Origin of the sequence: Acinetobacter sp. WU_MDCI_Abxd143, from assembly GCF_025514195.1 — a bacterium.
GTDB lineage: Bacteria > Pseudomonadota > Gammaproteobacteria > Pseudomonadales > Moraxellaceae > Acinetobacter > Acinetobacter pittii_H.
The window spans coordinates 42,567-54,598 of the sequence record NZ_JAHPTH010000010.1 but is presented as its reverse complement, the minus strand read 5'-3'; the positions used below and the strand labels follow the sequence as shown (position 1 = coordinate 54,598).

Sequence of the window (12,032 nt, the reverse complement as noted above, 5' to 3'; positions counted from 1 at the left end):
CTTTAAAGCATACTAATTCTTTTAATTTATATAAAAAAAGACGAGGTTAGATTTAACCTCGTCTTTTGAGTTTTTAACTAAATATTGTTTTTAGAAACTATATTTAGCCATTAAACCAACACGGTTGTCTTTGTAAGACTTACCATCAAATGTATCACGTTTACCGTTAACGTATTCAACACCTAAATCAATTGGTTTAACTGGTGTGTAAATGACGTTAAGCCATGCTTGTTGAACTTTTTCATTACCAGCTGCATATGCTTTAGCATAATCAGTGCCGTCATCAGAGAACTGAGCACCATATGCTAGAGTAGAACGTAAGTTAGGTAAAATTTTATAAGTTCCACCCACTTGTACGGCTACAAATTCATTTTGCTCAATATCACCGTTTACGATTGTATAGGCCTTATTACTACCATATAAGTAGTTACTGTTACCTACAACATAAGATGCATCCGCAAATAGTTTTAAAGGATCAGATACTTTAAAGTCTGTACCAACAGCAACCCCCCAACCAGTTTGGTTATCACCGCCAGCTTTTGATTTATAGTTTTCAACTAATGCACGAGCTGAAGCAGAACCTTTACCATCTGCATAGCCTTGAGTGATTTTAGCAGTTAATACTGGCAAACTATATTTAATACTGTCATTTACCCAGCTACCATCTGTATCTTTTGTACCAGTAAGACCAGCGCTATCACCTTTTTCAGCCGCTACAAACAATTGTGTTGTTGGTCCTAGTTTGTAGTTATAGCGTACTTGTGGAACACGAGTAGTACCACCACCAATGTTTGTCGAGAAGTCGATCATTTCTGGTGCATGATTAGCTAAGAAGTTTGAAGTCGTTTGACCAAATAGCCAGTTATTATATGTTACATAAGCATGACGAACACGCAATGAGCCATTTGAATCTGTTGTTGAACCAGCAAAGTCAACTTCGAGTTTACCACCAACTTTAGCATCATTTACTGGAGCTGTGAAATCAAGGCCTAGACGAGTCGTTTTAGCAGTTGCACGAATTTTGTCTTTTGCTTCGCCTTTTGACTCAGCTACTTTACCAAAGTCGTTATCAGCACCTTCAATAATATAGTTAGCGTCGCCACGAACAAAACCATATAGATTCACATCAGCGCCAGCTTTAGATTTAAATCCTGCTAAAGGTGAAACTGGCGCAGCAGCTTGAGGTTGTGCTTTAACTTCAGCGAGTTGTACTTGCTGTTGTTGCTGTACTTGCTGTTGTTGTTGCTGTACTTGTTGTTGCTGTTGAATTAAAGCTTTAAGTGCTTCAACTTCTTTACGAAGCTGTTGAATTTCCGCTTTGTCGGAAGTTGCAGCATGTGCCCCACTCATCATTAAAGCTGTTACTGTAAGAGCTAAACTTTTAATAACGAAAGATTTACGATTAAGGAATAGATCCATCAAGAACTCCTAAAAATATATTTTATGTTGCCTATCCATGCCAAGTTGATTTACGCCATTAAATTAAGGGGCTAAAAAATCAACTCTCCTCCACTTTGGTTACATTAATTTTATTACCGCAACCAAAACCAATTTCAACGCTGTGCAAGACTAAAGCCCATAACCAAAGACATACTTTGTTTTACAGATTTTTACCTTAACTTCATGTTGTAACGAATCCTACACAACTCTCTTATCTTATAGAATGATTAAATCGTTATTTCATTATTCTTTTTTAGACTTTAGGCTAATAACCAATCTAATTGAACATTTTTCTGCCGATTTTGATTGATTCACATGATTTTTCTTGTTATCGAAATCCATTTTTTCTCCAGTTAGCTTCCATTTGCTACCCACACAAGATGGCACAATTAATAGCGCATTTAAATAGCTAAAAATATACATTTTTAAAAACATAGACAAAGGTATTAGATCTAGGCTAGATCATGGCTTAAGCAATATTAAGTTTCTTTATTTCATTTAGTTAACATTAATTTTCCTGTAGTTTTTCATGTTTCCAGAGATAAATAGGCAGTAAAGTAATCACTGCAATAATGACAATAGCTATCAAATAATAGAAATAACCAAGTACATCACCAATCACCCCACTAAAACTATAAAGAAGACCACTCACAGTCGCCATGACTGAAACCTGAAAGGTAAAATCTGTCCCCGCATATTCTTTGCGACTGTAATGCATGACTAGAGTCAACATAACCACCAATAACATTGCCGAGAAGGCGTCTTCTAACGCATTTACTATATAGATAGCCCAAACATTGAGCTGAATTTTTCGTTCATACGCATAGGCTAAATAAGCATAGGCTCCTAGACTCATAATTTTAAAAATTGAAAAACCCATTAATGCTGTTGGTCTTGAAAAGTACTTAAGCACTCCTCCTGCTATTGCCGCCCCAGCGAGTGCCGCTACTGCACCGAGCATCGTGATATAAACACCAATTTGAGTAAAACTTAATCCCATATCCACCATTAAAGGTTTGAGTAATGGTCCCGCTAAGCCGTCCGCGACTTTAAAAGTGATGAGTACTATTAACCAAGAACGGAGCTTTTTACTTTGGGAAAAATATCTCAAATAGGCTTTAATTTTTAGAACTAAATTTTGTTGGCCAAGTTTGGGTTCTTCATTTAGATGAGAAGTGTGTTGAGGCTCTTTAAATAATAAAACGGGTAAAGTATTTAAAAATACTATGGTTGCTAATAGCAAAAAAGTGGGTTGCCATGTTAACCAGTCTAAGCACCAAAGTACGGCACCTCCCCCAACAATAAAACCTAACCGCGAACCAATGACCTGAAATGTATTGCCCCAATGCTGCTGATCATGTTTTAACAAATTGACTGCCAAAGCATCGGTCGCAATATCTTGTGTTGCTCCAGTTAAATTCATAAAAAGAAGTGAAATAAAAAAGGCAAATAAATAAATGGGTTGATCTAAAGCTTGAACGGGGAAAAAAGACAAAATGCACAGTACAGCTACAGTCAAAAACTGAGTAGGTAATATCCAACTACGATAGTGACCTAAACGGGAAAGTGCGTGTCGGTCAACCCACGGCGCCCAAAAAATCTTGATTGACCAAGGCAACATTAATAAGCCAAAGCCACCAATATGGGCGAGTGAAACTCCTTCTGCCCTTAAGATCACGGGTAAAGCGTGCGTCATAAAGCCGACAGGCAGTCCTTGTGCCCAATATAAAGAAAATAGCAGAAGATAAAAATTTTGCTGCCGCAACATAGAAACCTACTTTTTATTTGTTTAATGAGGAATAACATCAAATGTCATGTTGTTCTTACATTTTGCCAATGAAGCATATATTTCAAAAGATTAAGATAAAACTAGGACAAGTTAAAATTTAAAAAAATATGGATCAATATTTCCCTAATTTACCTGATTTAGTACCTCAACGCGGTACTGCTTTAAGCCGGGCGCTATTTAAAAAACTTTTTTTAGCGCAAGGTTGGACAATTGAAGGCGAAGTTCCTAATTTTCCAAAAGCAGTTGCGATTATTTCCCCCCATACTTCCAATATTGATGGATGGTATGGCTTTCTTGCGATTTTCGGATTAGGTATCCAAATTACGGTATTAGGTAAAGATGCCCTTTTTAAACCACCGTTTAAACGAGCTTTAGATTGGGCTGGAGTCATTCCAGTTAAACGTGACACAGCCAATGGACTTACGGAGCAAGTCGTTGCAACCATTCAAAAATATGACAAGATCTGGATTGGAATGGCGCCCGAAGGCACACGTAAAAAAGCAAAAAAAATGAAAAGTGGCTTTTATCATATCGCTGCAAAAGCCAATATTCCCATTGTGATGTTTTCTTTTGATTATGATCACAAGACGATTCACTGCTTAGGTCACCTAAACCCAAGTGGCAACTATGATGAAGATCTCACCAAGATTTTTGAGCGTTATGAAGGAAAAATTTCACCTAAAAATCGCAATTGGCTCGCTGAACCTTTACAAAATCTAGTGAAAAAAACCTAGCAAAAATTGAGCAAATCTGGTCTCATGGCCCTTCTTAATTTATCTCGACATAGATTATTTTTAAAGATGAAAATTGCTCAATTTGCCAGTATTGGATTTATCTCTCTAGCACTATTTGGCTGTGATAAATTTAGCAAGACACCAACACCGACAACCTCAATAAAAGCCCGTGAACCTGTGATTGCACTTGCTTTAGGTGGCGGTGGAGCAAAAGGATTTTCACATATTGGTGTAATTAAGGTTTTAGAGTCTCACGGAATTAAACCTAAAATTGTAACGGGTACCAGTGCCGGTAGCTTTGTTGGAAGTATCTACGCAAGTGGACAAACGCCTTATCAATTGCAAAGTCTGGCTCTAAAGTTACAAGAGTCAGATATCCGCGATTTAACACTTAATCGTCAGGGTATTATTCTTGGACAAAAGTTACAGGACTACGTTAACCGTAATGTAGGCAATAAACCGATTGAGAAGTTCCCAATCCGTTTTGCTGCCGTGGCAACACGCCTTGATAATGGTCAAAAAGCTGACTTCATTAAAGGTAATGCAGGCCAAGCCGTACGTGCATCTTGTAGTATTCCGAATGTGTTTGTACCGGCAACAATTGGCAAACAGAAATATGTCGATGGTGGATTGGTTAGCCCAATTCCTGTTAAAACCGCTCGTGACATGGGTGCAGATATTGTGATTGCAGTCGATATTTCTGCGCGTCCAGCAGGAAATCGCCCAGCCAATATGTGGGGATTACTGGATCAAACCATTAATATTATGGGTCAACAAAGTATTAATGAAGAACTCAAGCAGGCAAATGTTGTCATCCAACCTAAAGTGGGCCACTTAGGCACGCTTGATCTCAAGTCAAGTAACCAAGCAATTTTGGAAGGCGAAAAAGCTGCTCAAGCACAAATACGCCAAGTTGAAACTGCAATTGCAAACTTCAAAAAATCTCCAGCTGCATTTAAGCCTGCACCACGCCCTAAATTCTAATTGAGGTGGTTTTTTTCTATCCACACTCCCCATCATCTGCTACAGTGGTAAAAGTGATATTGAGTCACTTTTACCCATCATAAAGATATATAAAAGAGCAGATCTATGGAGTTTGTTATACAACCTTGGCACTGGTTTGTATTGGGTATCTTACTTATTCTTTCTGAACTGATTCTACCCGCCTTTGCCGCGCTTTGGTTTGGTATTGCCGCCATTATGGTGTGCTTTCTCTACTGGTTATTTCCAGATATTAGCCTCACAACGCAAATTGTATTGTGGATAGTTCTGTCAGTGCTATGCACCATTCTTTGGTTCAAATTTATTAAACCATTATCAATTGATAAAACGAAAGCGGGATTACCCCGTGAAGCGACTATTGGTCAAATTGGTATGGTGATCCAAACCGGTCTCGACCATGATCAAATTATCGTTCGCTTTCCAATGCCTATTTTAGGGGCCGATGAGTGGAACTGTCGAAGCACCACACCAGTCAGAGTTGGTGATCGTGTTAGAGTTATTGATATTTCGGGTAACGACTTAATTGTCCAGTCCCATGGTACTTCATAAACATTAAAGATAAAGAGAGGGTATTTTCATGCCAGTCGGCACTATTATTGTTTTAGCCTTTTTGGCTTTTGTGGCTGTCACCATTTTTAAAGGGGTTCGTATTGTTCCTCAGGGTTATAAGTGGATTGTTCAACGTTTAGGGAAATATCATTCTACCCTTAATCCCGGGCTTAATTTTGTGATTCCCTATGTTGATGAAGTGGCTTATAAAGTTACCACTAAAGATATTGTGTTAGATATCCCATCTCAAGAAGTGATTACGCGTGACAATGCTGTATTACTCATGAATGCTGTGGCATATATTAATTTAACCACACCAGAAAAAGCGGTCTATGGTATTGAAAACTATACATGGGCCATTCAAAACCTTGTACAAACTTCGTTACGTTCTATTGTCGGTGAAATGGATCTAGATGATGCTTTGTCTTCACGAGATCATATTAAAGCGAAGCTCAAAGCTGCGATTTCCGATGATATTTCAGATTGGGGCATCACTTTAAAAACTGTCGAAATTCAAGATATTCAACCCTCTTCTACCATGCAAGCTGCCATGGAAGCTCAAGCTGCGGCAGAACGTCAACGTCGTGCTACAGTAACGAGAGCTGATGGTGAAAAACAAGCTGCAATTTTAGAAGCTGATGGTCGCTTAGAAGCATCTCGCCGTGATGCAGAAGCACAAGTTGTTTTGGCTGAAGCGTCGCAAAAGGCCATTGAGATGGTGACAAGTGCAGTGGGTGATAAAGAAACGCCAGTTGCCTACCTATTAGGTGAACAGTATGTCAAAGCGATGCAAGATATGGCGAAATCAAGCAATGCTAAAACTGTGGTTTTACCTGCCGATGTTTTAAATACAATTCGCGGAATTATGGGAAAACATAATTAATTTAGTTACTTTCAATACGTAATTGAAATCAAAACGGCGACCACTATTATGTCGCCGTTTTTTTATATTTTATATTATTGGTTTTTTAATTTTTTCTGATCTTTCAAAGGGAGTTTTTTTACAACCAAATCATAAGAATCGTGAATTAAATCTTGAAGTAAATCGGTTGTTAAGTTCTTATGCGGTGTAATCGAAATCCAGTGTTTTTTATTCATGTGATAGCCCGGAACAATAAATGAATAGAGTTCTTGATATTCCTGACTTTTATAAGGATCACATTTGATATTAATCATTTTGACGCCCGCGACTTCTGTAGTCAGCATGAATATTTTTTCTAATATTTTAAAAACTTCATATTCAGGCCCAAATGGATGAGTCTGCTCACTAAAAGGAAGATTTCGAGCGATTTCAATTGCATTTTGATGAAGCTGGGCACCATTCATTCTTTTCTCCTTTATTCATTGAATATGAATAGAAGTTATGAATATTGATTTAATATTATTAATTGGTACGTGCTAAAAGGAATTGTGAGATATCTACTAATTCTTTTGCATCGTCACCAAAATGAGCTAAAGCTTCAAAAGCTTGATCATGCAATTCTTTAGCATAGGCCTTTGCTTGTTCGAGCCCCATTAAGGCTGGGTACGTCGACTTTTGTACTTGTTCATCCTTACCTGCAGTTTTACCCAAGGTTTCGGTACTCGAAGTAATATCAAGAATATCGTCTAACACCTGAAAAGCCAAACCAATGGTCTGCCCATATTGACGTAACTTTGGAATTGCTTGATCTGTTCCAGAGAAAATTGTCACTGCACCCATCATAATGGCCGCTTGAATGAGCGCACCGGTTTTATTGCGATGGATATTTTCAAGTTCGTCTTGAGTGATTTGCTTGCCTTCAGCTTGCAAATCTAAAACTTGTCCAGAGACCATTTTAGAGCTGGCAGTTGCTAAAATCTGCATTTGTTTTAGTACAATTGCGGCATCGGTACCCTGCCCTTGTTCATCAAACAAACGGCTACCTAAAACCTCAAAAGCCATTGATTGTAAAATGTCGCCTGCAAGCAAAGCCGTATCTTCACCAAACGCAACGTGACAAGTCGGCTGACCACGACGAAGCAAATCATTGTCCATACAAGGCAAATCATCGTGCGCTAATGAGTAACAATGAATAAGTTCAACTGCGACCGCAGCACGGCGAGCCGCAGCAAAATTCGGATTTGACTGTAAAGAAGCCGTGGCATAACACAAAGCCGGACGTACACGTTTTCCACCAAGCATGACTGCATGGTGTACTGCACTTTTTAAAGGCTCTGGAATTGAGAACGCGGCCAGTGTCGTCAATAAATCTTGTTGAATACGTTGTTGAGCTTGTTTTAAAACATCCGCATTAACTTGAGAGAGTGATGACACAGTCGCCTCGATAAAATCAGTAGAGAAATTTTATTGAATGTAATGAAGCATTCATGCGCTACATCATACACGATTCGCTGTTAAAAGTGGGTGATGAGTTTTTGAAGGCAACTGTAAAAAGCCTCTACATGATTGAGAGGCTTTTTCTTATTTAACAACTTTTAGAAGCTGTCACCTGGAACGCGTACCCAACCTTCCATTAACACACGTGCACTGCGGCTCATAATGGCTTTTTTCACGACCCATTGATCATTAATCAGTTCCGCTTGAGCACCAACACGTAATGTTCCAGATGGATGACCAAAACGTACTGCTTCACGTTCGCCGCCGCCAGCAGCAAGGTTTACTAACGTTCCCGGAATGGCAGCTGCTGTGCCAATCGCAACCGCTGCTGTTCCCATCATCGCATGATGTAATTTACCCATCGACAAAGCACGAACCAGTAAATCGACATCACTCTCTGAAACTGACTTACCACTTGAAGCGGTATAGTTTTTAGGTTTAGAAACAAAAGCAATTTTTGGTGTGTGCTGACGCGCTGCTGCTTCTGAAATATCTTTAATCAAACCCATTTGTACCGCGCCATAGGCACGAATTTTTTCAAAACGTGCTAGTGCAGTCGCGTCACTATTAATATGATCTTGTAATTCTGTACCTTGGTAACCTAAATCTTCTGCATTTAAGAAAATAGTTGGAATACCTGCATTAATGAATGTCGCTTGGAAACGGCCAATATCAGGAACATCTAATTCATCAACGATATTTCCTGTCGGGAACATATCACCGCCTTCTTCACCATCATCGGCTGGGTCTAAAAACTCAATTTGAACTTCAGCGGCAGGAAACGTCACTCCATCCAGTTCAAAATCTCCGGTTTCTTGAACTTGACCATTGGTGATAGGCACATGCGCAATAATAGTTTTTTGAATATTTTTCTGCCAGATTCGAACCGTACAGAGGCCATTTTCAGGAATACGATCTGCATCAACTAAGCCATTTGAAATCGCAAAAGAACCAACAGCAGCAGTCAAATTACCGCAGTTACCACTCCAATCTACAAAAGCCTGATCTATTGAAACCTGACCAAATAAATAATCGACATCATGATCTGGCTGAGAACTTTTAGCGAGAATAACAGTTTTGCTGGTACTCGAAGTGGCTCCTCCCATCCCATCAATTTGTTTTCCATAAGGATCTGGACTACCAATGACTCGTAGTAACAGCTGATCTCTTGCTTGACCTGCAACTTGAGCTCTTTCCGGCAAATCATCAAGTTTAAAAAAGACACCTTTACTAGTTCCACCACGCATATAAGTTGCTGGAATTTTAATTTGCGGTACTGAACTCATATCAACTGTTATCCTTACTATTATGTTCTTCTATATCAAAACAAGCATTCTTGTTTACCCTTCTCTGCATCTTAAATTGTTTTAAGGCCAAGAGATAGCGATCTGCTTTATACATCAATCGTATTGACGCGAGCATATTTTGAGAATTAAGCAATATGCTGACAATGACTTAATCTAAGCAAAATCTAAGAAAAAAAGTCTATATGAAATTATATTTTTTAGCGTACTTTTCACTCGATATTAAAATATTAAAAGTAAGATTATGATTTTAAATATTTTTTATAATTACTTTTCAGTCACAGCTTATTAATTTGTAGTCTAGGCTAAAATAACTCCATCTATTAGAATAATTTACTTATTCATTGTGAGTGAAGACCTTTGACCAACGAATCTTCTACACTGCAACGAGGACTAAAAAATCGACACATCCAATTAATTGCTATGGGTGGAGCAATTGGTACCGGATTATTTTTAGGCTCGGCGCAAGTGATTCAATCTGCGGGACCATCCATTATTTTAGGATATGCCATTGGCGGCTTAATCGCGTTTTTGATTATGCGTCACTTGGGAGAAATGATTGTTGAAGAACCTGTTGCAGGATCGTTCAGCCATTTTGCGTATAAATATTGGGGGAAATTTCCCGGATTTTTAACCGGATGGAACTATTGGATACTCTACGTTCTGGTTGCGATGAGCGAGCTCACCGCGGTAGCCAAATATATTAATTATTGGTGGCCTCATATTCCAGCGTGGACTTCTGTCTTATTTTTCTTTGTCGTGATTACGGCAATTAACCTAACAAACGTCAAATTTTATGGTGAGTCCGAATTCTGGCTCGCTATTATTAAAGTTGCTGCGGTCATCTCTATGATTGTTTTTGGGCTTTATTTACTATTTACAGCAGATGTAGGCTCAAATATTTCATTTAGTAACCTTTGGTCTCATGGTGGATTTTTTCCAAATGGCTTTAGCGGCCTCTTCTATATGTTGGCTTTCTTGATGTTCGCCTTTGGTGGTATTGAACTGATTGGTATGGCCGCAGCAGAAGCAAAAGATCCGAAAAAAACGATTCCAAAAGCAATTAACCAAGTCGTTTTCCGTATTTTGATTTTCTATATCGGTTCACTAGCGATCTTACTTTCATTAGTGCCATGGAACCAATTAGATCTTGGCGGTCTCGACAAAAGTCCATTTGTTATGATTTTTAGCCAAATGGGAATTGGTTGGGCTGCACACTTACTTAACTTTATTATTTTAACTGCTGCTCTATCTGTTTATAACAGTGGGATGTTTGCAAATAGTCGTATGCTATACAGTCTCGCTCAACAAGGTAATGCACCAAAAGTTTTTGCAAAAACCAATAAACAGGGGGTTCCTATTCCCGCTGTTCTGCTTTCTGCTTTATTAATCTTTGGTTGCGTTCTTTTAAATTACTTTGTACCTGAAGATGCTCTTGGACATCTTATGTACGTTGTGGTTGGTGCACTTGTTCTAAACTGGGCAATGATATCAATTACACATTTGAAGTATAGACGCTTTGTTAAGCATGCGAATATTAAGACATCTTTTCCAGCGTTATGGTCACCTTTTAGTAATTACTTAGTTTTAGCGTTTATTGCTGTGGTTCTCTATATTATGTGGACTCAAGGTTTCAAAGAGTCAGTAATGATGATCCCTATTTGGATTACTGCAATGCTCGTACTTTTTGACTATTTAAATCCTAAAAAACTAGATTCCATTGAGAATCCGGAAGAATAAATAAATCTAAAAAGCCATTGTCTCGACAATGGCTTTTTTGTTTATAATCAGAAAATTATGCGCCCTTAGCTTAACTGGATAGAGCAGTTGCCTCCTAAGCGACCGACGTGGGTTCGAGTCCCGCAGGGCGCACATATTTCATAACTTAATCCTTCACTTCAGCCAACAACGTTTCAGCTGCAAGTTTGCCTAAATTATTAGAAGCAAGCGGACTATCACCAGTTAGCAATTTACGGTCTCTATGACATTGACCTGTAATGCTCTTATTTAAAATTTCGACACCGAGTTTTTCAAGGTTTTCACCTGCTAGCCAAGGTAAAGCACCTGGCATATAACCGATATCAATATTTGCTCCCTTATCTAATGAGTCAGGGAATACACAAATTTGATAACCTTTAAAAATACAGTTTTCTGGCTGTTCATCTACTGCCGCAGCCAGTAATGAAGCTGGACCATGACATAAAGTAATAATAAATTTATCTTGTTCAACCGCCCATTTAAGGACTTCTTTCACCTCAAGGCTATGTGGAATTTTAGCTAATACGCCATGCCCACCCGGAATAAATACAGCCGCATATGGTGAGTTTTCACCGACTGCATTTTCTAAAATGTCAGCTAGTTTTAGCGGATTTTTTAATTTATCTGCATATTTCTGAAAAGTGTCTAATACCACTTGTTCTTGTTTTGGCATTGCCCACAGTTCAAGCTTGGCTGGATTACCTGAAAGTGTCGCAATATCAATTTCGAAGCCTGCATTATCTAAATGAAACATCGGTAAAAGCATTTCTACAGGATGGTTACCTGTTGAAAAGAACTTACCGTTTTGCATCTGAATATAACGTTCATCAGTTGCAATCATTAAAACTTTTTTATTGCCCGCATACGGCGTTGAATAAGTCGTGCCATCGTAATCGGTTTTAGGTGCAGTATATTGACTCAGTGAATAAGGTGATGGGAAAAAGGCATTATCTTCAGCCAAATCTGGAGTAGGATTTTTATCATCAATATTTGCGGTATTCATTGTTACTATCCTTTTTCATCAGTATGGAAAGAAATAATAAGGTAAGAACCCATTTTTATTTCTTACTCAATTTATAAGTGAAGTTATGGAACTG

Annotated in this window: 12 protein-coding genes and 1 tRNA gene; 6 read left to right on the top strand and 7 right to left on the bottom strand. The window is 38.5% G+C overall.

Annotated features, from left to right (window positions below; translation table 11 throughout):
- Positions 1–90 precede the first annotated feature (90 nt).
- The 3 genes from KTI79_RS15280 to KTI79_RS15270 all read right to left on the bottom strand — a co-directional run bounded on the left by KTI79_RS15280 (position 91) and on the right by KTI79_RS15270 (position 3,208).
- Entirely contained in the window at positions 91–1,419 is a 1,329-nt protein-coding gene (locus KTI79_RS15280; RefSeq protein ID WP_032056134.1) for a DcaP family trimeric outer membrane transporter, read from the bottom strand.
- Positions 1,420–1,683: 264 nt separating this feature from the next.
- A complete protein-coding gene (locus tag KTI79_RS15275; protein WP_032056135.1) occupies positions 1,684–1,875 on the bottom strand; it encodes a hypothetical protein in 192 nt (63 codons plus the stop codon).
- A gap of 73 nt (positions 1,876–1,948) precedes the next feature.
- The gene (locus tag KTI79_RS15270) at positions 1,949–3,208 is read right to left on the bottom strand and encodes an MFS transporter (RefSeq protein ID WP_032056136.1); all 1,260 of its coding nucleotides are present in this window, start codon (positions 3,206–3,208) and stop codon (positions 1,949–1,951) included.
- Positions 3,209–3,336: 128 nt separating this feature from the next.
- On the opposite strand from KTI79_RS15270, the gene KTI79_RS15265 reads away from it, so the two are divergent.
- From KTI79_RS15265 to KTI79_RS15250, 4 genes are all read left to right on the top strand, one after another.
- On the top strand, positions 3,337–3,963 hold the full coding sequence (locus tag KTI79_RS15265) for a lysophospholipid acyltransferase family protein (RefSeq protein ID WP_086375830.1): 627 nt from the start codon (positions 3,337–3,339) through the stop codon (positions 3,961–3,963).
- Between the two features lie 66 nt (positions 3,964–4,029).
- Positions 4,030–4,947: a patatin-like phospholipase family protein gene (locus KTI79_RS15260; protein WP_032056137.1), complete on the top strand. Its 918-nt coding sequence runs from the start codon at positions 4,030–4,032 to the stop codon at positions 4,945–4,947.
- Between the two features lie 105 nt (positions 4,948–5,052).
- Complete coding sequence (locus KTI79_RS15255) at positions 5,053–5,514, top strand: NfeD family protein (RefSeq protein WP_032005387.1); 462 nt, start codon at positions 5,053–5,055, stop codon at positions 5,512–5,514.
- 28 nt (positions 5,515–5,542) lie between these two features.
- Positions 5,543–6,397, top strand: coding sequence for an SPFH domain-containing protein (locus KTI79_RS15250; protein ID WP_002116544.1), 855 nt, complete (start codon positions 5,543–5,545; stop codon positions 6,395–6,397).
- A 74-nt stretch (positions 6,398–6,471) separates the two neighbouring features.
- Here the strand turns inward: KTI79_RS15250 and KTI79_RS15245 are convergent, their stop codons facing one another.
- From KTI79_RS15245 to prpF, 3 genes are all read right to left on the bottom strand, one after another.
- Positions 6,472–6,840 carry an MmcQ/YjbR family DNA-binding protein gene (locus KTI79_RS15245; RefSeq protein WP_032056139.1) on the bottom strand — a complete coding sequence of 123 codons (369 nt, stop codon included), beginning with the start codon at positions 6,838–6,840 and terminating at the stop codon, positions 6,472–6,474.
- Positions 6,841–6,898: 58 nt separating this feature from the next.
- The gene (locus tag KTI79_RS15240) at positions 6,899–7,810 is read right to left on the bottom strand and encodes a polyprenyl synthetase family protein (RefSeq protein WP_086375829.1); all 912 of its coding nucleotides are present in this window, start codon (positions 7,808–7,810) and stop codon (positions 6,899–6,901) included.
- A 161-nt stretch (positions 7,811–7,971) separates the two neighbouring features.
- Entirely contained in the window at positions 7,972–9,159 is a 1,188-nt protein-coding gene (gene prpF, locus KTI79_RS15235) for a 2-methylaconitate cis-trans isomerase PrpF (RefSeq protein ID WP_032056141.1), read from the bottom strand.
- Positions 9,160–9,537: 378 nt separating this feature from the next.
- On the opposite strand from prpF, the gene KTI79_RS15230 reads away from it, so the two are divergent.
- Together KTI79_RS15230 and KTI79_RS15225 are read left to right on the top strand one after the other, a co-directional pair.
- Complete coding sequence (locus KTI79_RS15230) at positions 9,538–10,917, top strand: amino acid permease (RefSeq protein ID WP_031946772.1); 1,380 nt, start codon at positions 9,538–9,540, stop codon at positions 10,915–10,917.
- Positions 10,918–10,976: 59 nt separating this feature from the next.
- A tRNA-Arg gene (locus KTI79_RS15225) sits at positions 10,977–11,049 on the top strand.
- A 13-nt stretch (positions 11,050–11,062) separates the two neighbouring features.
- On the opposite strand, the gene hchA is transcribed toward KTI79_RS15225, so the two are convergent.
- Positions 11,063–11,938 (bottom strand): glyoxalase III HchA, encoded by an 876-nt coding sequence (hchA, locus tag KTI79_RS15220; protein ID WP_032056142.1) that lies wholly within the window; start codon positions 11,936–11,938, stop codon positions 11,063–11,065.
- Positions 11,939–12,032: the final 94 nt, after the last annotated feature.

What these genes read in the sequence shown, in the direction of transcription:
- KTI79_RS15280 (WP_032056134.1), bottom strand. Translation starts at nt 1,419, where the DNA reads ATGGATCTATTCCTTAATCGTAAATCTTTCGTTATTAAAAGTTTAGCT.
- KTI79_RS15275 (WP_032056135.1), bottom strand. Translation starts at nt 1,875, where the DNA reads ATGTTTTTAAAAATGTATATTTTTAGCTATTTAAATGCGCTATTAATT.
- KTI79_RS15270 (WP_032056136.1), bottom strand. Translation starts at nt 3,208, where the DNA reads ATGTTGCGGCAGCAAAATTTTTATCTTCTGCTATTTTCTTTATATTGG.
- KTI79_RS15265 (WP_086375830.1), top strand. Translation starts at nt 3,337, where the DNA reads ATGGATCAATATTTCCCTAATTTACCTGATTTAGTACCTCAACGCGGT.
- KTI79_RS15260 (WP_032056137.1), top strand. Translation starts at nt 4,030, where the DNA reads ATGAAAATTGCTCAATTTGCCAGTATTGGATTTATCTCTCTAGCACTA.
- KTI79_RS15255 (WP_032005387.1), top strand. Translation starts at nt 5,053, where the DNA reads ATGGAGTTTGTTATACAACCTTGGCACTGGTTTGTATTGGGTATCTTA.
- KTI79_RS15250 (WP_002116544.1), top strand. Translation starts at nt 5,543, where the DNA reads ATGCCAGTCGGCACTATTATTGTTTTAGCCTTTTTGGCTTTTGTGGCT.
- KTI79_RS15245 (WP_032056139.1), bottom strand. Translation starts at nt 6,840, where the DNA reads ATGAATGGTGCCCAGCTTCATCAAAATGCAATTGAAATCGCTCGAAAT.
- prpF (WP_032056141.1), bottom strand. Translation starts at nt 9,159, where the DNA reads ATGAGTTCAGTACCGCAAATTAAAATTCCAGCAACTTATATGCGTGGT.
- hchA (WP_032056142.1), bottom strand. Translation starts at nt 11,938, where the DNA reads ATGAATACCGCAAATATTGATGATAAAAATCCTACTCCAGATTTGGCT.